Source organism: Shewanella sp. Actino-trap-3 (genome assembly GCF_002836275.1).
GTDB lineage: Bacteria > Pseudomonadota > Gammaproteobacteria > Enterobacterales > Shewanellaceae > Shewanella > Shewanella psychromarinicola.
The window spans coordinates 181,424-202,183 of record NZ_PJCE01000001.1 but is presented as its reverse complement, the minus strand read 5'-3'; the positions used below and the strand labels follow the sequence as shown (position 1 = coordinate 202,183).

Sequence of the window (20,760 nt, the reverse complement as noted above, 5' to 3'; positions counted from 1 at the left end):
TATGCAAGCCATTATTTTTGCCAACCGTTCAGCGACCGAACTGGCACCATTGAATCGTCAATACTGTGCTGCGTTATTACCCGTGGCCAACAAAGCAATAATTGACTATACCCTTGAAGATCTTGCTCAAGCGGGTATTACCCGTGCAAAATTAGTCATCGCCAATAATGCTGCAGAAATTGAATCCCATGTTGCTAACGGTGCTAGATGGAATTTAACTATCGAATATTTTTTAAGCAAACCAGAAGAAGATATTGAATCAGTATTAAAACGGATGAAATTAGACCCTAATCAGTCTCTATTAGTCGTGAGGGGTGATATTGTTCGCACACCTTGTATTAGACGTTTTGTTGAATTTGCCAAGCAGGTTAAACAAGCATTTGTGCTAGCCTCAATGAGCGATCTAAACCCTGGACTATTAATGCTACCCGAAGGCCGCTTACATGGGCACAATTTAAATTGGCCATTAGCCGCTCCCCAAAAAGATAACGATAAAACCATTAATCAAGTCTTACACGGTATGGCTTTCCATCTAGACAGCATCGACAATTTTGTTGCCGCAAACCATTATATTATTAAACATGCCGACACCTTTGGCTTAAAAGGCCGTAGAGTTGATTCCGCGCAAAAAAATAACCAACTTAGAATTGAACATCAAACACAGCACCCTAGTTTTGCAAACCAAAAAACTTACGGCAACATTGGAGCCAATACCTATTTAAATAATCAGGTAAAATGTCACGGTGCGATCGTGATCGGCCAGCATTGTTATATCGATAATAGCGAATTAAGCAATAGTATCGTATTACCCAATACATACATTGGTAATAACCTTAATGTTAGCAATCAAATTGTATCTCAAGATTACATTATCGATATTGCCAAAAACACTTGGGTTAAAGTCAACGATCCTAGTCTTGTTTCTACATGTCATCTCAAGGTAAAGAAATTAACCAAGGTGTCATTTATCACCCGATTAGTGGCGGCATTGTTAATTCTATTAACCCTACCGATTATGTTAATCAGTTTACTGGTAGCTTGTATTCAACGGCCTAAACATCCCATTAAACGGATTTGCGTCAGTAATAATCAGCAACAGCTTATCTCTTTGATTGAAATCGCCATCAACGCTCCGGTGCTGGCAAAGTTGCCACAATTGTGGCTCGTCGTTAAAGGTGAGCTATTGCTCTTTGGCGCAAGTTCTCTGGGTCACCAACATGCACGTTATGGTGTATTTGGTCCGGTACAAATCCTACTGAATGATACGACCCCACAGGAAGAAATAGAATTGGTTGAAATGGAGTTTCAACCATTAAGTCAACTAGGTTACCTGCGTCGATTATGGCAAATAACCCACTCAATCAATGCTCGTTAATTCATATATCAAGACTTGAGGTATTCCATGAAAACTATCATTACTTACGGCACGTTTGATTTATTTCATTTTGGACACGTGAGGTTGTTTAAACGCTTAAAAAAGCTTGGTGATAAGCTAATTGTGGGGGTATCCACCGACGAATTTAATGCGCTTAAAGGTAAGGCCGCGTTTTTCAATTTTCAACAACGACAAGAAATTGTCGCAGCCTGTAAATATGTTGATGAGGTGATAGCTGAAAACGATTGGCGCCAGAAAAGGAATGATATTATTCGGCTAAATGCTGACATCTTTGCTATTGGTGATGACTGGAAAGGTAAATTTGATGATTTATCTGATATCTGTAACGTATTTTATCTTGAACGCACGCAACAAATTTCAACGACAGAAATTAAGAATAATCTTGCCAACAGAGTGATTCCAGATCCAATAAATCATCCCGTTAGCGCTAATATTGCATAAGGAATTAACATGTTATTTAGCTATGTTGATCAATGTATTAGATTACTCATCACTCAAACGCTTTATTGTTTGTCAGGTTTGATACCGAAGCAACATAAAGCGGTCATGGGCTGCTATAAAAACAAGTTTGCAGATAATAGCAAATACTTGTTTCTCCATTGGCAAAGACAACAAACCATTACCGCGATTTGGATATCGGGTGATAAAGCACTCATTAAGCAGTTAACACAACAAGGCTATTTAGCTTATTATCGTTGGTCTTTAATGGGCGTTTTTCATGCATTAACGGCTAAATACTATATTTATAATAGTTATATTGGTGATATTAATCAGTACTTTGCTAAGGGTGCTATTAAAATTAATTTATGGCATGGTTCACCATTAAAACAAATCGAATTTGATATCAGTAATGGACCGTTACACTCGGTTTATCATCCATCGACATGGGCGCAAAAATTAAATGCTAAAGCCTTGTATCATCAACAGTACGTCAAACCCGATTTCATGCTTGCTGCCAGTGATACGGTGAAAGGGCTTTTTCGCACTGGCTTTAAAATGACAGACGAGCAGTTTCTCTGTTGTGGTAATCCTCGTACCGATTATCATCGTTATTATCAAATCAATAATCATCAAACACCATTTACTAATCAAGAGGTTAAACACGTTATTCTTTACGCGCCGTCATGGCGAGATTCAAGCTTAACCAATGACAATAATAACATTTATGCTGAGGCCATTAATTTTAAAGCCTTGTCAACACAATTGATCGATCAAAACCAAATACTATTACTGCGATTACATCCAAATGAAGTGCATTTTGCGGCTGAACTGGATCAATACCCTAATATCATCAATATTACCGAATGGGACGACATATACGGTATTATCAACAAAATAGATTTACTGATCACTGACTACTCATCGATTTACATTGATGCATTACAATACAAATGCGATATCGCTTTTTTTCCATTTGATAAGGCGCACTATCACAGCGAATGCAGAAGTGAATATTCTTATGTAGCGAAACTTCCTGCTGCTGGGCCCAGTGTTTATAACTTTGCCGAGTTGCAAAATATGCTCAAACACATGGCCGTCAATGCTGAACCCTCATTAAATGTAGCCGACTCATCAAGACAAGCGTTTTGTAGTCCACAAACAAGACAAGTATTAACTAATACATTTTGGCAACATTCAACCAATGCATTAGATTGCTTAGATGAACTGGTAAAACAAGGTCAACACGAAGCAATAAAAAAGCCCGCATAAATGCAGGCTAAAGGATCATTTCAATGTCAGACTTACTTTTTACGCCATGTGGTGCCGCTTGGTCCGTCTTCTAAGATCACACCTAGTTGATTGAGGCGATCGCGGGCGACATCAGCTGCGGGCCAATCTTTTTCGGTGCGGGCGCGGTTACGCTCGACAATAAGCGCTTCAATTTCTGCCACTTCATCATCACTGCCCTCACCTTTAAAGAAAGCATCTGGTGTTTGGCTCATAATTCCCAGCACATCCGCTAATTGCTTCAAACGCACACCTAATGCAGAGGCGGCAGTCATATCGGTTATTTTAAGACGGTTAATTTCACGTACCATCTCAAATAAAACCGAATACGCTTCAGGCGTATTAAAGTCATCATCCATTGCCAACTTGAACTTGGCCACAAACGCTTCAGCAGGAGCTGCGTCGACGGTTAAGTCTAAGTCTTTAATCGCCGTGTATAAACGCTCTAATGCTGAACGAGCTTGCTTTAAATTATCTTCAGAATAATTTAACTGGCTGCGATAATGACCGGATAATAAAAAGTAACGTACCGTTTCAGGATCATAATGCTTAAGCACATCACGAATGGTAAAAAAGTTGTCTAATGATTTAGACATTTTTTCACGGTCAACCATCACCATTCCGGTGTGGATCCAATAATTTACATAAGGCGTATCGTGGGCACAGCAAGACTGAGCAATTTCATTTTCATGATGAGGAAACTGTAAATCAGAGCCGCCACCATGAATATCAAAATGTGATCCCAAATGTTTACTGTTCATGGCTGAACATTCAATATGCCAACCAGGACGACCAGGTCCCCAAGGTGATTCCCATGTCGGCTCACCGGGTTTTGACATTTTCCATAACACAAAATCCATCGGATTATGTTTGGCATTATCAATTTCAACTCGAGCACCCGCTTGAAGTTGATCAAGGTTTTGACCTGACAACTGGCCATACTCAGGAAACGAGGCAACACTAAATAAGACATCGCCATTACTGGCGACATAGGCATGTTTTCGGTCCAGTAAACGCTCAACCATATCGATAATTTCTTCAATATGTAACGTTGCCCGAGGCTCAAAATCAGGTCGCATCATATTTAATGCGTCAAAATCTTTATGCATTTCGGCAATCAAGCGCTCAGTAAGTGACTCACAAGATTCATTGTTTTCAGCTGCCCGTTTGATGATTTTATCATCAACATCGGTAATATTACGCTGAAAATTCACCTCATAACCTAGGTAACGTAAATAACGTACTATCATGTCAAACGAAACAAAGGTACGCCCATGACCAATATGACATAAATCGTAAATGGTCACGCCACAGACGTACATTCCGATTTTACCTGGATTTATTGGTATAAATTCTTGTTTATCACGGCTAATACTATTGTAAATCTTTAACATCGAATGGTCTCTTTTACACTAATTTATAACGGGAAATATTAATTCAGATTCTACCATGATGTCACCTGTTTTGAACAATGCACTTTAAGCGGCACTTAAGATAAGTTAGAATCGCGCAAATCAATTTTTTCAAGTGAGATAACATGATTACTTTACATACCAATTTCGGCGATATTACTTTGCAACTAAATGCAGAAAAAGCGCCTATCACTGCCGCTAACTTTATGCAGTATGTTGAAGATGGCTTTTTTGACGGTACGATTTTCCACCGTGTTATTGACGGTTTTATGGTCCAAGGTGGTGGTTTCACTGAAGAGATGAGCCAAAAAAGTGTTAAAGCATCAATCAAAAACGAAGCTAACAATGGCTTATCTAACCGTAAAGGCACAGTTGCAATGGCGAGAACGTCTGATCCGCATTCAGCAACGGCACAATTTTTCTTTAACGTAAATGATAATACCTTCCTTGATTTTAAATCAGAAACCTCTCAAGGCTGGGGTTACTGTGTCTTTGGTGAAGTCGTTGAAGGCTTAGATATTATTGAAAAAATCAAGAATGTTGCAACCGGTAACAATGGCATGCATCAAGATGTGCCATTAGAAGCCATTGTGATCAAAAGCGTTAGCGTTAAAGCGTAATTGTGAAAAAAACAATCTTTGTGGGCGATTTGCACTTGAGTGTTGATCGCCCCGATATTACTCAAGCCTTTGTGTATTTTCTAAACCATGGTTTAGACAATACTGAAGCGCTTTATATCATCGGCGATCTATTCGAAGTGTGGATGGGTGATGATATTGCAGAACCCTTTAGTGTTGCCATCGCGGAGGCAATCAAAACGGTATCAGACACCCTACCAGTGTACTTTATTCATGGTAACCGTGATTTTATGGTTGGCAAACAATTTTGCCAACGCGCAGGTATGAAAATATTGCCTGAGGTGTATTGTATCAACTTGTACGGTGTTAACACCGTGATTTTGCATGGTGATAGCCTTTGTACACTTGATATTGCTTATCAGCGATTCAGACGCTTTCGAAGTTTTGGACTTGTTCGCTGGGTTTACGCCCACTTACCTAAAAAGACCCGCTTAAACATTGCCGCTAAAATTCGTCAAACAAGTGTGCAAGACAATCAGCACAAACACCACGAAATTATGGATGTTGAGCCAAGCGCGGTCACAGCACTACTAGCAAGTACTGGCTGCCAACGAATGATCCATGGTCATACACATCGGCCCGCGATTCATCAGCTCACAGCTCAAGAACAACGTGTGGTGGTCGGTGATTGGTATACTCAAGGCAGCGTGCTAAATGTCAGTGATAAAGGTTGTGAGTTAGTAACATTACCCTTTTCCGCAACAAACTAGGCTCACTTGAAGGTATCAGAATTGATATCAACTGTGAGTCTTGGTTTATATAGCGCCATTATTGATTATTGATTATTGATTATTGAGGCGGTATTCCACTGTGGAAACGAAACTCTGTATCTACTGACAAAATTAACTGCATTTCTTTTTCTCGAAAATAATTAATTCGTACACTAATATCTTTACCTGCTACAACCTCAGCAAGAGCTAAATAATCCTGATAATGCCGAGCTTCTGAACGAAGTAATGAAGTGTAAAACTTAGCCAAGTCATCATCTAAGTGCGGCGCAAGCTTGGCAAATCGCTCACACGAACGCGCCTCAATAAACGCACCAATAATCAACTTATCAATCATGGTCTCAGGCTCATGAGTTCGGACATGAGAAATTAATTGTTTGGCATAACGGCCTGCGCGAATATTACGGTAGTCAATACCGCGTGCAGACATAATTTGCAGGACTTGTTCAAAATGATGAAACTCTTCTTTGGTAAGGCGCACCATTTTACTCATTAAGTCAGCACTATTGGTTAAGTCTTTGTTGGCGACTAATTCACTGGTGATATCATTTTTTTTACTATCACGAGCCAAAAATGCTTGCACATTACGGTCTGGTTGATAGATAAAATCCTCATAGGGTTTTGCCCAAGCCTTTAATAGATGTGAACTAATTTTATCAATCGCATATTTGCGGATCATTAAAATAGCCGTTTGAGCAGCCTTAAGCTCGCAGTTGCAATGGTCGATCAACAGTGGCGTTAATTGTTCAGGTTGTTTTGCTTGTTCAAGCCAACTGTTTGGGGTCTCACAACCTAGAAAGTCATAAATAGGGACCAGTAATTGCTGCATAAGATGGATAATCCTTTCAAAAAAACTAAGGTTATTTTACCTATATAACGATCTTTTCTGAAGTCAAAAACGTAATACCACTTGACGAAAGTCTATTTATGTTTAATAAATAAGCTAAGCAGCTTATTTTAACGATTTTGTAACAGATGCAATCGATCACCTTAAATGATGACTCTACATTGGGATAGAGTCATAACTTAACAACATAGATGTTGGCAATGGAACCATCTCAGTGTGATGCCAACACAATAACGCCTGTTGATAAGTAGATGTGGACTGATTAAGGCGGTGGGTAAAGAGCTGTAGTCAGTTCGTCGTTGTTTGGCGAACTAGGTCAAAAAATGCTAAACAAGGATAACTATAATGGTATTGAATCACTTAATGGGACTGTACACTCATCCGAAACAAGAGTGGCAAAAAATTGAAAAAAATCATGAAGCGCTAAAAAGCAGTTTGAGCCATATACTGCTTATCGCACTTATCCCGGCAATTTGTGCTTATTTTGCAACGGCACACATTGGTTGGAATCCTGGCGTTGGAGAACCGTTATTTCTTACATCACAAAGCGCATTACTGATGTCAATTGCGATGTATTTTGGTTTAATTATTGGCGTTTTGGCGCTTGCTTATTTAGCCTTTTGGATGGGTAGGACGTTTGATGCAGATCCAACCTATACACAAGCTCTTGAATTAGCGTCCTATACTGCGACGCCCCTGTTTATGGTCGGTCTAGCCGCACTCTACCCTGTACTATGGTTCATTATGGTCATCGGACTAATTGGCTTATCCTATTCGGTTTATCTTCTGTATGCAGGTGTTCCTATTATTATGAATATCCCTGAAGAAAAAGGCTTTATTTATGCAAGCTCAGTAGTGACCGCTGGTCTGGTGTTATTAGTCGCACTGATGGCAAGTAGTGTGATTTTATGGAGTATTGGCTTAGGCCCAATGATGCAATAATTTATTGGTAACTTATTATGAGTTATTGATTATTGATTATTGATTATTGATTATTGAAAAAATGATATAAAAAAGGCGCATTCAGCGCCTTTTTTTTACTAATGACCTTGATTACGCAAAAGTATCTCGTAACGGTACGGTTAAGTTAAACACTAAATGTTCAGCGCTAGAATCTTTACTGTCAGCACAGAAATAACCTTCACGTTCAAACTGGTAGGTTTTTTCAGCCGATGCATTGCCCAAACTAGGTTCAACCAGTCCCTTGACCACAGTAAGTGAATTGGGGTTAAGGACTTCATCGACCGTTTCAAAAGCCGCAGGATTTACATTGGTAAATAGACGTTCATACAAACGAAACTCAGCAGGTTTCGCTGTTGATGCCTCAACCCAATGAATAACCCCTTTTACTTTACGACCGTCAGCAGGATTTTTGCCTAAAGTATCTGCATCATAGGTACAATAAACCGTTGTGATATTACCATCAGCGTCTTTATCACACCGATCAGCTTTGATAATATAAGCATTACGTAAACGGACTTCTTTACCTAAAACCAGTCGTTTAAAATGCTTATTTGCCTCTTCTTTAAAATCTGCGACGTCAATAAATAGCTCACGCCCAAATGTCAGCTCACGAGTTCCCATGGTTTCATTGTTTGGATGAGCAGCAGCAATAATGGTTTCGGTTTCAGTATTCGAATAGTTTTCAATGACGACTTTTATCGGTCTTAACACTGCCATTGCTCGAGGAGCATGCTCATTAAGCTCTTCACGGATACAGGCATCTAACATGCCTACTTCAACCAAATTATCTTGCTTGGTGACGCCAATACGTGAGCAAAACTCACGAATAGATGCAGCCGTATAACCACGACGACGCAAGCCCGCAATCGTTGGCATTCTTGGGTCATCCCAACCGGTGACGAGTTTACGTACGACTAGATCATTCAACTTACGCTTAGACATCAGAGTATATTCAAGATTCAAACGCGAAAACTCATACTGACGCGTACGATCCGGGATGTTAAAATCGTCTAAATGATCCAAGACCCAATCGTATAAACGACGATTATCTTGAAACTCTAACGTACAAATTGAATGAGTAATATTTTCAATCGCATCTGAAACACAATGGGTAAAATCGTACATAGGATAAATGCACCATTTATCCCCCGTTTGATGATGATGGGCAAAACGTATACGGTAAATAATAGGATCACGCATACACATAAAAGGCGATGCCATATCGATTTTGGCGCGCAGTGCACATTCGCCTTCTTTGAATTCACCTTTGCGCATTTTTTCAAACAGCGTGAGGTTTTCTTCAATACTGGTATCACGATAAGGACTGTTTTTACCCGGTTCTTTTAATGAACCCCGGTATTCTCTTGTTTGCTCACCATTTAAAAAACAAACGTAAGCAAGCCCTTTATTAATTAACTCAACAGCATACTGGTGTAACTGCTCAAAATAATTCGATGAATAACGGATATCGCCAGACCATTCAAAGCCCAACCAGCGCACGTCTTCCTGAATAGAATTAACATAATTGATGTCTTCTTTTTCAGGATTTGTATCATCAAAACGTAAGTTACACTGACCTTGATAATCTTTGGCAATACCAAAATTTAAGCAAATAGATTTAGCATGTCCAATATGTAAATACCCGTTAGGCTCTGGTGGGAAACGAGTATGTACTTGGCTATGCTTACCGCTTTTTAGGTCTTCGTCTATGATATTACGAATGAAGTTACTTGGACGTACTTCGGTGTCCACATGACTCATGGAATTCCTCTTGGCGCACAATGGCAATATGAATAAAAATAGATGATCCTACAGAACTTAAGTAGTTACAACTACTAGGATCGAAAAAGTTAACCTTATAAAGCAAATAAACCCAGCAAAGCTGGGTTTATGGTTTAAATCAAACAGGATTAGGGTTAACTATTCCGTGATAATGCGTATTCCAGGAATAATTTGTTGGGCTTTTCTACCTTTTTTATTTAACCAGAGATAAAACCCAATCAATGCCACAACAAAGAAACAGATCCAACTGGCCGACTGCAGCGGATGTTGAGTAAAGGTCGCGCCTTGGTAAACCACGGTCGCCGAACCATAGGCGAGTGAAAACGTCCAAATTGCAGCAAAACGAGCCCATTTAGCACCAAACTCATGAACCAAGGCCCCCATAGCGGCCACACAAGGCGTATAAAGCAAGATGAATAACAAGTATGAAAATGCCGCTATCTGACTTTTAAAGCCTGTTTGAAGCGCACTGAATGTGGAGGAATCAACAGACAATGCCATCGCAGCTTCATCTAAATCAGTAATACCCGCTATTGCAATTGATAATGGGTCACCTGGCTCTATGCCTAATAAATTTGCCGGAACGGTGGCTAAGCCGATTTTGACGCTATCCCAAATAGACACAAGTTCTACGTCATCACCATCGACGGTGCTGTATAAACTATTTAACGTCCCAACTACAGCTTCTTTAGCAAAAATGCCGGTAATAATACCCACTGTTGCCGCCCAGTTATCTTGCTCAATCCCCATTGGACTAAAAAAGGGTGTGATTTGTTGACTCGCAGCGCTGAGTAATGATTCTTTACTATCTTCATGCCCAAAAGAGCCATCAGTACCAATAGCATTAACAAAGTTAAGCAGCGTCACCACAATAATGATGGTTTTACCCGCGCCCATAATAAAGCTTTTAGTTCGCTTAGTTGTGCGAGAGAACACCGCTTTAGATTTAGGCATTTCGTAACTTGGTAGCTCCATAACAACGGCACTGCTTGTACCTGGCAATACCGTTTTACGCAGTAATAAACCAGTACCAATCGCAGCAAAAATACCAATGATATAAAGTAAAAACACCAAGTTTTGACCCGACTGTGGAAAGAATGCGGCTGCGAATAACGCATAAACAGGCAAGCGAGCACTACAAGACATAAACGGTGCCATCATACCTGTCACGATCCGCTCACGCTCACTGCCTAAGGTTCTCGTTGCCATAATGGCAGGAACGGAACAGCCAAAACCAACAATCATCGGCACAAAGGCTTTGCCCGGCAAACCAATACGGCGCATTAAACCATCAACGACAAAGGCTGCACGAGCCATGTAACCAGACCCTTCAAGTACCGAGAGGGCTAAAAATAACGCTGCAATAACCGGTATAAACGTCGCGACAGTTTGAATACCTTGGCCAACACCGCCAGCTAAAATCGTCACTAGCCAATCAGGTGAGCCCATTGACGACAGCAAAGCCCCAAAATGATCAACAAAAATGGCACCCGCGGTAATATCAAACAAGTCAATAAATGCATTACCTACGTTAATACTGAATAAAAACATCAGATACATAACAAACAAGAAGATTGGGATGCCCAAAACGGGGTGCAACACCACCTTGTCGAGTCTATCAGTGGCACTAACGTGTGTACCTTGACTGACTGAAGCTTCAAACACCTGTTGCACAAAATCGTAACGTGTCGTCGCGATCATAATATCAATATCTTCACCAGCTTGCTCTACCCGCTGGGTACATTGTTGTACCGTGTCGTGTAATTGCGTTTCACTGGTACCACAGCCATTTCCATGACTGTTGGCTAAAATAGCAAGGGCTTGTCCGCGGCTTAACTCAACAAGACCTTGGCTGTCATTTTGCTTCTGTAAAGCTGTGACACTTGCCTCGATATCAGCATGATACTGCAGTAATAACGATGATGTTGTGTCGCCTTTTTTCAATAATGCCAATAATTCAGTCTGTAGATGTTCAACATCGGCTTGCTTACGTGAGCAAATTGTGACGACTGGACAACCAAGTCGTGCCGACATGTCATCTGCATTAATATTGATCCCCAGCTTTTTAGCTGCGTCAATTTTGTTAATGACAACAATAACCGGAATACCTAACTCACGTAATTGAGTGGTTAAATACAGATGACGCTCAACGTTTGTGGCATCAACTAAGTTGATAATGGCGTCCACTTGTTGATTTGAAAGATAGGCCTGGGCGATTTGTTCATCTAATGAACAATCGCAGCTATTACCTGCGGGTAATAAATCATATATGCCGGGTAAATCGGTAAGAAAAACATCAGTACCAGAGTAACTAAGCTTACCGGTTTTCTTTTCTACGGTTACACCTGACCAATTGCCAACCTGCTGGCTTGCACCTGTAAGTGCATTAAAAAGAGTCGATTTACCTGCATTGGGGTTACCCACGGTGACACAGTGAAATTGTTTAGTCATTTTTTAGAACTACCTCGATAATATCGGCTAAATCACAACGCATACATAATTTACTGCCACGTAAATCTAACTCAACACCCGAGCCCATAGGGGCTCGACGTATAAAATGAAAACGAGTGTTGGGTGTAATGCCCATAGATAACAATTTACGTTTGACAGTTTGCGGTAACGTTAATTGACCGATTTCAGAGATAATCGCCTGATCACCAGGCTTAAGTTCACTCAGCTTCATGTAACACTACCTTCAACTACATTAATAACGTTAAAATTTTATATGAACTGAAACAGTTAAACTCAAATCTAGATCAAAGTTTCACTTGTTAACGAGAATTGTTTTCAGTTGTATTACGCATTATGTGACAAATGCCCGTTAGAATATAGTACAACGAAGATTTTATTTTAACTTGCAAGCCAGAATGAGAAAAAAGGGCTACTCTCTTTGTGCTGTTAGTAATCCCATGCAGCAGTCATCTGACCATATTCCATCAATGCAGCTATTCTGTCTTAATGTTCCCTCAAGAATAAAACCAACCTTCTCTAGTACCTTACGTGATGCGGTATTTTCTTGAGCACAAATACCAATGTATTTATGCATACTAAATTGTAACGCCCCCCAATCCGTTAAGGCTTGCAGGCTTTCACTTGCAAACCCTAAACCTTGCTGTTCTGGTGCTACAAGGTAGCCTACTTCGGCGCGTCTTAATTCTGCATCGTCGCATCTAAAACCAATAAGCCCCACAAATTCATTGGTGTCGATCCGTTCAATAACGAGAGATAACCAGTCTCCAGATCCAAATTGCCATATCGCTTTGCGCTGCTCAAATTTAGCAACAATTTCCGATTCAGATTCAATACTTCGGATATGTTGATTGATACCCTTATCACGATGTAAGCGTAGAAAATGCTCCCAATCTTTACTTTGTAAATGTCGCAATTTCAAGCGCTCACTATAAAGATTTATTTGCATACATCCTCTCTTAGTTCATTAATAAAAATGGCAGCCTAGGCTGCCATTCGATATCACATAATCACTACGCGCTAGCTGCGGCTAGTGACTTCAAGTAAATGAAAACCAAATTGAGTTTTTACCGGACCTTGAACCGTATTTAATGGCGCGCTAAACACCACTTCATCAAATTCTTTAACCATCATTCCAGGACCAAAAGAACCTAAATCACCACCTTGCGCCCCAGATGGACAAGAAGAGTTTGCCTTAGCAATCTCGGCAAAGTCTGCACCAGCTTCGATCTGTTGCTTGAGTGATTCGCATTGATCTTGGGTGCTTACGAGTAGGTGTCTAGCCGTTGCTTGTACCATAATATCGCTCCTAAAAATGTAATATTAAATAAAAATAACACTAACATAACGACAAGGTGATGACATAATTAAGTCACCACATCTGTTCGTCATTTATTTTGCTGATTCAGCTTTAATCCAATCGGCAATTTTGTTTTCCATCACGGCCATCGGTAATGATCCTGATGTTAACAATTGGTCATGAAAACCTTTAAGATCAAATTTGTCACCAAGGGCTTTTTCTGCATCGGCACGTAATCTTAAAATAGTCAGTTGGCCCACTTTATATGACAAAGCTTGACCAGGAATAGCCATGTAACGCTCCACTTCAGCAATGATATCCGACTCCGCCATAGGCGAATTGTCCTTCATATATTGAATTGCTTGCTCACGACTCCAACCTTTTGCATGAAGCCCCGTATCAACCACTAATCGCATTGCCCGTAACATTTCATCTGATAATTTACCAAAGTACTGATATGGATCGCTAAATACGCCCATCTCAACACCTAAGTATTCTGCATACAGTGCCCAGCCTTCTTCAAATGCGGTATAACCCTGGAAACGTTGAAATTGTGGAACATCGGTTAACTCTTGCTTAATCGAAATCTGAAAATGATGACCAGGGGCTGCTTCATGCAAAGAAAGGGTTGTCATACCCCATTTAGGTTGTGCTTTTAAGTTGTAGGTATTGATATAAAAAGTACCCGGGCGAGAGCCATCCACTGCAGGTGATTCATACGATGCACCAGCGGCAGATTTTTCGCGGAAACTTTCCACAGGTTTTACAATATAATCCGCTTTGGGCATCACATTGAAATACTCTGGTAAAACCTGATTAATATGATCTTTAATCGTCATATAACCATCAATAAGATCTTGTTTGTCACTAAAAAAATACTTTTGTTCTGACGATAAAGAAGCAAAAAAAGCGCTTAAATCGCCTTTAAAACCAACTTGCTCTCTTACCGTGTCCATTTCAGTTAAAATACGAGCCACTTCAGACAAACCAATTTGGTGGATCTCATCCACGGATAGGGTTGTTGTGGTGTGGCTATTGGCTAAATGTTGATACCAGTCTTTACCATTTGGCAATCCCCACCAACCATCTGAAGCACGAGAGTTCGGCAAATAGACATTCTTCACATAGTCACGTAACTGAGTCAATGCAGGTAATAACTCAGTATTGATAAGTTGTGTATATTCGATAGTTAATGCTGATTTTTGTGCGTTTGTAAAATCGTCAGGTAGCAAGGTTATTGGCGAATAAAAAAAGCTACTTTCTGCATCTGCAACAAGTTGGGCATCTAACTGAGGAATAATGCGTTCGACAAGCACTCGAGGTAATACCACTTTACTGGCAATACCTTCATCCATCCGCTGCTGTGCAAGCTTAGTCCAGTTAATAAAACCCCGTAATCGTAATAACCAATTCTGGTAATCTTTAACAGTCTTAAATGGTTGAGCACTCTCACCGCTTCCCAGCTGCACCATGGTAAATACTGTGCTAGAAAACTGATTAATAGGTAAGAAATACTCTGGATAGGTTTCGCCTATAAGCGCCATGTTACGATCATAAATGAACATGTCGTAACTCAATTTAAGTGAAGCAGGAAGCTTCTCAACATCAATGGTTTTAGCTTGGCTAAAGTAATGACTATTCAAGTCATGACGGGCCGCTAAGTACTCTTCAGTTAATGCACCACCAAATTGGTCATTATAATCGTTAACCCCAACAAAGGTGGCATAAATGGGTTCAAGCTTTAACTGAGCATTAAAAAAATCATCAACCATCGCTAAATACTGCTCTGAAGCAGATTGAGGCATAACGGCGGCGCTAGACTCTGAGGTCTTTTCAGACGTAGAAGAAACCGTCGAGCCTTCTGAACAACCTTGAGTGGCCAATAGTAAGGACACCGTTAACGCCAACAATGTTTTATTCATTATTATTATTCCTTAACACAAATTAACTCACGCCTTGTTACCCTAATAGAGTCAAAGGCTTAATATTAGTGGTCTGATTTATCCCATTGCAGCGATTCAATCTAAATGAAAAAGTCTTAAAATCGACAAGTTACAACCATTGTATCTTTGGCTAGCTTTACAAGAAACAAAACTTCAACAAAAAACACACAAACTAACAATTAATAGTACCCTAACGTCGCTCGGTAGATTTCACGCTGTAATATTCAACCTATTCACACAATAAAATAAGCGGGCCAAAAAAATGACTCTATTATTTTTACTAGCTAATAAAAAAGCCCCTAAAAGGGGCTTTTTAAATCAAGCTTAGATTAAAGTGTTACGTTGTGAATACGGGCTTTTTCTTTGATGTAAGAAATATAGCTCTTAGCACTACGTTCAGTCTTTTCATCTTTTGCGGCAAGTAGTGCACGCTGATAAGCAGACTTGTACTTTTTAAGGCTTAAGTATGATAAAGCTAACTCAAATTGAGCTTCGCCAGGATTATCAATGCCTGCATCAAGTGCTTTTTTAAGCACAGGAATGGCATCTAGATACTTTTGGTCTAAAGAAAGGATGCGACCTTGTTTTAAAAACAAATCACCCTCGTTGTTAACAGCAGCTGCTTTACCATAATAGTAAGCGGCTTCTTTTAACTCTTTAGCATTATGATAAAAACCAGCAAGTGTTGAAAAACTCTTCTCGTTTTCAGCAATAAGGCCTGACTTCATGTGCTTTTCAAAAATCGTAGCAGCTTTATAAGGCGCGCCTTTTTGAGCTAACAATTGAGTCAAACGAGTAATGTTACTGTCTGTCTCTAAAAAGCCATTCTTGTATGCCAAATCGTATGTTGCGAGTGATTTATCATAGTTTTCAGTCATCAAGTAAAATTGAGCCAACTGAACCCAGAGACGTTTATCGTCTTGGAACAACGGCACCATAGTTTCTAATACTTTTACGGCTTCATTGTACTTTTTCTGGTTAAAGTAAGCAGTTAACTTCATCTGATACAGACCTTTATCAGGTGTTTCAGATAAAGATAATCCCTTATCAGCAACTTGAAGCACTTTATTCCATTCTTTTAACTCAGTGTGGGCAATACCAATTCTGCGATACATTTGCGCATCAGAGTTACAGGTAAAGTCCATCCACTTATAATAATATGGAATTGCTTCTTTAAACTTTTTTTCTTGTAGTAACAAATCAGCATACAAACGCATTGTTGCAGCATGATCGGTACCACCAAGAATGTCAGCATCTACAGCAGTCTTTAAAAACTTGATAGCTGTTTTCATCTGACCTTTTTCAGCATAGAAGTTACCTAACATACGATCGACATACGCTTTGTCGAAATCGTTTCTAGCATTAGCTTCAAGCAAAATTGCAATTGCTTCGTCTAAATTACCTTCTGTATACGCTTTAAAAGATTTTTGAACTTTTTTTGCAGCGCTATCGCCCACAGCACGAGATTGACGGGTGTCAATTTCACACTTTTCAGCAGCAACTACAGAGTTAGACAGCAATGCACTTCCACAGACTGAAAGTAATAACACTGTAGCGATACTAGTAACTTTACGCATTATCTACCTCCCTTTCTCTAGTGTGAAGTCAAGCTGTACTTTCATACCCGTTTGTTTTAATGGCTTACCATCAACAATCTTTGGCTTGTATTTCCATTTTTTCAATGCACGAATTGCTTCACGATCGAATAAACGTCTAGGTTCAGCCTTGATAATAGAAACATCATCGACACCACCGAGTTCGTTGATTGTAAAGCTAAGTTGAACCCAACCCTCTTTACCATCACGAGCAGCAGCAATCGGATACTGAGGCTCAATACGAACAATAGGGGTAGCATCACCATCGCGGGTCATCATGTTACCGAGTTTAAAACCAGTACTGGGCCCACCAGATTCTATACCACCCATATTGAACGCCATATTGGTATCAATATTAGATGATGTATCAGGCGGAGTAGTATCCGGCTTAGGCGGCTGCTCCGGTGGTGGAGGTGGCTTAGGTGTAACCCTTGGTTTTTTCTGTGCCTTCGAATCCTGTTTATCCATCGTAATTTCAATAACAGGGGTTTCCTCTGAGTCAGCGTTGCGTTGTGCACCACCACCGACCAGAAAAGCCATGAAAGCAAACAGCCCAAAAGTCACTGCAGCACCAATGATTATTGATACGAGTGCTCTTAGCATATTAGTCATTCCCCGCTGATACTGAAATTTTGTCAATACCGGCCGCTTTAACGTTATCAAGTACTTTAACGACTAAACCATGTAAAGAGTCTTTGTCTGCTTGAATCAATACAGCTGCTTCAGGTGCTTCAGCTAACATACGCTCTACGTTAGCCGTTACACGTTCGATATCAACCTGACGGTTTTCCATCATAATGACACCATTTTTGCTGATGCCAATAAAGATGTTTGCCGATGGTTTAGACGTAGCCTGTGACGCTTTCGGCTTGTTGTAGTCTAAGCCTGATGGCTTAACAAACGATGTTGTTACAATGAAGAAAATCAGCATGATAAACACGATGTCTAGCATCGGAGTCATATCAATTTGCGCTTCCTCTTCCATAGTGGAATGCTTCTTACGTGCCATGTTCAATCTCTCTCTAATGGTGAGGCATGCTGTCTTTTAGCTTTTCTAAACTGATTCTCATTTTTGAGTCTAAACGCGTGCTAAAGAACACACCCGATAGCGCCGCAACCATTCCTGCCATTGTCGGCATTGTAGCCATAGAGATACCAGCAGCCATTAAACGAGCATTACTCGTCCCCTGAATTGCCATCACATCGAATACTGAAATCATACCGGTTACAGTACCTAATAAACCAATCATTGGACAAATGGCTACTAAGGTTTTGATTAACAGCATACGTGCATTCAAATCTTGTCTCGCTTGGGATATCCAAGCTTCACGGATACGGTGAGCATGCCAAGAAGTTGTCTCTTCTCTTGCTTCCCAAGAGGCTATAACGGCTTGATGTTGTTTTGGTGATATCCAATTTAGATACCAATAACGCTCAAGCATTAACACCCACATCAGGAATAGCACTGCTGCAACCAACCAGAGGACATCGCCTCCCGAGGCCATGAAGCCCCTGACGGAATCCCATACGTCCATCAGGATTAGCATCATTAGTCAGCCCTCTTCTCAGCATGTTCTGCAATAATACCAGCACTTTGCTCTTCAAGAATTTGAACGATAGACTTACTACGAGCAACTACGATTGCGTGTAACAGCATTAGAGGCAATGCAGCAATAAGACCTTGAACAGTAGTAATAAGCGCCATAGAAATACCACCAGCCATCAATTTAGGGTCACCAGTACCGAATAATTGAATAGATTGGAAGGTTGCGATCATACCGGTAACCGTACCCAATAGACCCATCATAGGAGCAATAGCCGCAATCACTTTGATAATTGAAATACGCGCTTCTAAAGCGGGTGTTTCTTTTAAGATAGCTTCATCAAGTTTGAGTTCAAGCGTTTCAACATCAACGTCTTTATTCGATTGATATACTTTTAAGATACGGCCTAGAGGATTGTTGCCAGGGTTTTCGATGCTCTTACGCTGACGATTAACTTTACCGCCAACAAGAGTCAGAGTCACTAAACGCTCAACAGCAATTAACGCACCGATTGCTAACAAGGTAAGAATGATATAACCAATAGTACCACCGGCTTCTAAACGATCTTCTATACTAGCTTTATTAGTAAAGATGTTTAATAACACGCCGCGGGCCGGATCGATATAAAAAGGAGCGACACCTGAAGTGGTGTTCTCCCACGAATCAACAGCGCTCACTTGGTAGCCTTCAGGCTGCTGTGATAATTGCTGAATTAAACCAAGATCAGGTTTGTAAACAACATATTTACCTTCGGCCGTTAAGTTAAAAGGACCGACGCGGTGAATAGCAGTATTCACTACGCTACCGTCAATGGCCGTAACATCACCATCGAATTTAACAACTTTACCTGACTCAACCATTTCAAATAATTGTGCTTCCCAAAATTGCTCTAACTCTTCAATTTTAGGCAGTGATTTACGTGCACCTAGTTCAGCAATAAAAGTATCGCGACCAGGGTACTGAGCACTGATGTTAGACGCGGCTAGCTTACCAGAAAAATCACCGGCTTCGCCTTTAACAACACCAAACATCTCACCCAAGTCACCTTGAGCAGTTTTTAAGTCTTCTTCTAACTGAGCAATTTTACGCTCGTTATCTAAGAAGGCTTGGTTTAAATCTTTACCGCGTTGCTTTTCAGCAGATAAAGCATCTTTTTCACGTTTAAGCAATGCGGCTTTATCACCACGCTCAGCCTGAAACTCTTTTTCACGCTTAACGTTTGACTTACCTTCGCTAGCTCGGTCTGCTTTAACTTGTTGTAACAATTGGTCGATAGTTTTTGGTGCATCTGCAGCATAAACCATACCAGCTGTTAAAGAGAAAGTTGCAGCCAGTAGCACTGATGTAATTAACTTCTTCATTATTGTGCAGTCTCCGCAGCAGGAATTGGTAATGCGAATAGGTCTAATGCGCCTTGCTTACGAGCAATACGAATACCTTTCGTGATGTCGCGTAGATAGCTGTCTTCTAACTTATTCCAGGTTTTCGCATCAGCATCATACATCCATGCTATTTTCTGATCTAAACTCTGGGCATAGAGAGCAACACGGCCTAAATTAAAGAAATCAACTAAGACTTCTTTGCCGTCTAGGTCTAGCTTACCTGTATGAACTGCAACAAAATTACCATACTCACGCTCAATGCTATAAGCATCAAGTATTAGACGATATTTCTCTGCCAATGTAACTTCTGCGGTATTAAGAATATCTTTTAGATTTTCAACTCGGTTATGACGAACTTCCGAATTAAAAGGTAAATCTAAATTAACAAACTGCTCTAAAGCATCGACCATTTTAAACATTAATGGCACAACACCCTGGCGAAGTTTATCTACGCCGTTGATATCAGTCTGGATTAAATCAAGTGAATTTTGTTGATCAGCTACTAAGCCCGCAACGTAATCATTGTATGATGTCAGTGATTCACGCTCATCAGCAACGTTGCTATACTCAAAAAGCATGTCTTGTGCTTGGTCGAAATATTTGTCGACTTTCTTTTGTGACGCAGCTGATGCAGCATTAAGACTGCTATCGGCTTTTTGAACCTCAGCGAGAGGGCCTGCAACAACGAAGTTGCTACCAGCTAAAGCCAGAGCGCCAACAAGTGCAGTAGCGATTTTTGTTCTATTGCTTACCTTGGACATAGTTCCCAACCAATTTGAAGTGAATTAAAAAGTTCAACTCTGCAAAATAACCTTGATCTAAAATTGTTAATCAATGTTACTTCAACTAAGTACGTCTTTTTCTTGTGATTGTTAGTTTTTCTTCCCTTTTCTACACCGGTTAAAGTGTAGACCCGCTGGCATCATTTCACAAAATGTCGACCTATGTCAACATTTACAAAGTTTAAAAACTACTGGAAAGAACAGTTAAAGCGGTCAATGTTGACGAAGGGTTAATAATCAAACGTCTTTAA

At 40.3% G+C, this 20,760-nt stretch carries 20 protein-coding genes; 6 read left to right on the top strand and 14 right to left on the bottom strand.

All coding sequences use genetic code 11. The features are described 5' to 3' along the window. The first annotated feature begins 1 nt into the window (after window position 1). From CXF80_RS00915 to CXF80_RS00905, 3 genes are read left to right on the top strand one after another with little or no spacing between them, the layout of a single operon-like run. The gene (locus CXF80_RS00915) at window positions 2–1,375 is read left to right on the top strand and encodes a sugar phosphate nucleotidyltransferase (protein WP_101030309.1); all 1,374 of its coding nucleotides are present in this window, start codon (window positions 2–4) and stop codon (window positions 1,373–1,375) included. 27 nt (window positions 1,376–1,402) lie between these two features. Next, complete coding sequence (locus CXF80_RS00910; protein WP_101030308.1) at window positions 1,403–1,837, top strand: adenylyltransferase/cytidyltransferase family protein; 435 nt, start codon at window positions 1,403–1,405, stop codon at window positions 1,835–1,837. Between the two features lie 9 nt (window positions 1,838–1,846). Next, complete coding sequence (locus tag CXF80_RS00905; protein ID WP_101030307.1) at window positions 1,847–3,106, top strand: CDP-glycerol glycerophosphotransferase family protein; 1,260 nt, start codon at window positions 1,847–1,849, stop codon at window positions 3,104–3,106. Window positions 3,107–3,138: 32 nt separating this feature from the next. Here CXF80_RS00905 and cysS read toward each other — a convergent pair whose 3' ends face one another. After that, window positions 3,139–4,518: a cysteine--tRNA ligase gene (gene cysS, locus CXF80_RS00900; protein ID WP_101030306.1), complete on the bottom strand. Its 1,380-nt coding sequence runs from the start codon at window positions 4,516–4,518 to the stop codon at window positions 3,139–3,141. A 143-nt stretch (window positions 4,519–4,661) separates the two neighbouring features. Between cysS and CXF80_RS00895 the strand changes: the two genes are divergently transcribed. Then, complete coding sequence (locus CXF80_RS00895) at window positions 4,662–5,156, top strand: peptidylprolyl isomerase (protein ID WP_101030305.1); 495 nt, start codon at window positions 4,662–4,664, stop codon at window positions 5,154–5,156. Between the two features lie 2 nt (window positions 5,157–5,158). Beyond that, window positions 5,159–5,884, top strand: a complete 726-nt coding sequence (locus CXF80_RS00890) for a UDP-2,3-diacylglucosamine diphosphatase (RefSeq protein WP_101030304.1) — start codon at window positions 5,159–5,161, stop codon at window positions 5,882–5,884. Window positions 5,885–5,963: 79 nt separating this feature from the next. Here CXF80_RS00890 and miaE read toward each other — a convergent pair whose 3' ends face one another. Beyond that, entirely contained in the window at window positions 5,964–6,731 is a 768-nt protein-coding gene (gene miaE / locus CXF80_RS00885) for a tRNA isopentenyl-2-thiomethyl-A-37 hydroxylase MiaE (RefSeq protein ID WP_101030303.1), read from the bottom strand. Between the two features lie 363 nt (window positions 6,732–7,094). On the opposite strand from miaE, the gene CXF80_RS00880 reads away from it, so the two are divergent. Next, window positions 7,095–7,691: a Yip1 family protein gene (locus tag CXF80_RS00880; protein ID WP_101030302.1), complete on the top strand. Its 597-nt coding sequence runs from the start codon at window positions 7,095–7,097 to the stop codon at window positions 7,689–7,691. 111 nt (window positions 7,692–7,802) lie between these two features. Here CXF80_RS00880 and glnS read toward each other — a convergent pair whose 3' ends face one another. The 12 genes from glnS to CXF80_RS00820 all read right to left on the bottom strand — a co-directional run bounded on the left by glnS (window position 7,803) and on the right by CXF80_RS00820 (window position 20,488). Further along, the gene (gene glnS, locus CXF80_RS00875; protein ID WP_101030301.1) at window positions 7,803–9,473 is read right to left on the bottom strand and encodes a glutamine--tRNA ligase; all 1,671 of its coding nucleotides are present in this window, start codon (window positions 9,471–9,473) and stop codon (window positions 7,803–7,805) included. A gap of 159 nt (window positions 9,474–9,632) precedes the next feature. Beyond that, complete coding sequence (gene feoB / locus CXF80_RS00870; RefSeq protein ID WP_101030300.1) at window positions 9,633–11,945, bottom strand: Fe(2+) transporter permease subunit FeoB; 2,313 nt, start codon at window positions 11,943–11,945, stop codon at window positions 9,633–9,635. Next, window positions 11,938–12,177, bottom strand: coding sequence for a FeoA family protein (locus CXF80_RS00865; RefSeq protein ID WP_011638067.1), 240 nt, complete (start codon window positions 12,175–12,177; stop codon window positions 11,938–11,940). The genes feoB and CXF80_RS00865 overlap by 8 nt, the downstream gene beginning before the upstream one ends. Before the next feature lie 198 nt (window positions 12,178–12,375). Continuing rightward, the gene (locus tag CXF80_RS00860; protein ID WP_101030299.1) at window positions 12,376–12,912 is read right to left on the bottom strand and encodes a GNAT family N-acetyltransferase; all 537 of its coding nucleotides are present in this window, start codon (window positions 12,910–12,912) and stop codon (window positions 12,376–12,378) included. Between the two features lie 71 nt (window positions 12,913–12,983). Next, the gene (locus tag CXF80_RS00855) at window positions 12,984–13,262 is read right to left on the bottom strand and encodes a peptidylprolyl isomerase (protein ID WP_101030298.1); all 279 of its coding nucleotides are present in this window, start codon (window positions 13,260–13,262) and stop codon (window positions 12,984–12,986) included. Window positions 13,263–13,355: 93 nt separating this feature from the next. Continuing rightward, entirely contained in the window at window positions 13,356–15,185 is a 1,830-nt protein-coding gene (locus tag CXF80_RS00850; RefSeq protein ID WP_101030297.1) for a DUF885 domain-containing protein, read from the bottom strand. Window positions 15,186–15,535: 350 nt separating this feature from the next. Further along, entirely contained in the window at window positions 15,536–16,783 is a 1,248-nt protein-coding gene (locus CXF80_RS00845; RefSeq protein ID WP_101030296.1) for a tetratricopeptide repeat protein, read from the bottom strand. 3 nt (window positions 16,784–16,786) lie between these two features. Further along, window positions 16,787–17,404, bottom strand: coding sequence for an energy transducer TonB (locus tag CXF80_RS00840; RefSeq protein WP_101030295.1), 618 nt, complete (start codon window positions 17,402–17,404; stop codon window positions 16,787–16,789). Between the two features lies 1 nt (window position 17,405). Further along, complete coding sequence (locus CXF80_RS00835) at window positions 17,406–17,810, bottom strand: ExbD/TolR family protein (RefSeq protein WP_101030294.1); 405 nt, start codon at window positions 17,808–17,810, stop codon at window positions 17,406–17,408. A gap of 13 nt (window positions 17,811–17,823) precedes the next feature. Then, window positions 17,824–18,351 carry a MotA/TolQ/ExbB proton channel family protein gene (locus CXF80_RS00830; protein WP_101030293.1) on the bottom strand — a complete coding sequence of 176 codons (528 nt, stop codon included), beginning with the start codon at window positions 18,349–18,351 and terminating at the stop codon, window positions 17,824–17,826. Continuing rightward, window positions 18,351–19,706 carry a MotA/TolQ/ExbB proton channel family protein gene (locus CXF80_RS00825; protein WP_101030292.1) on the bottom strand — a complete coding sequence of 452 codons (1,356 nt, stop codon included), beginning with the start codon at window positions 19,704–19,706 and terminating at the stop codon, window positions 18,351–18,353. The genes CXF80_RS00830 and CXF80_RS00825 overlap by 1 nt, the downstream gene beginning before the upstream one ends. Next, window positions 19,706–20,488, bottom strand: a complete 783-nt coding sequence (locus tag CXF80_RS00820; protein WP_101030291.1) for a DUF3450 domain-containing protein — start codon at window positions 20,486–20,488, stop codon at window positions 19,706–19,708. The genes CXF80_RS00825 and CXF80_RS00820 overlap by 1 nt, the downstream gene beginning before the upstream one ends. Window positions 20,489–20,760 lie beyond the last annotated feature (272 nt).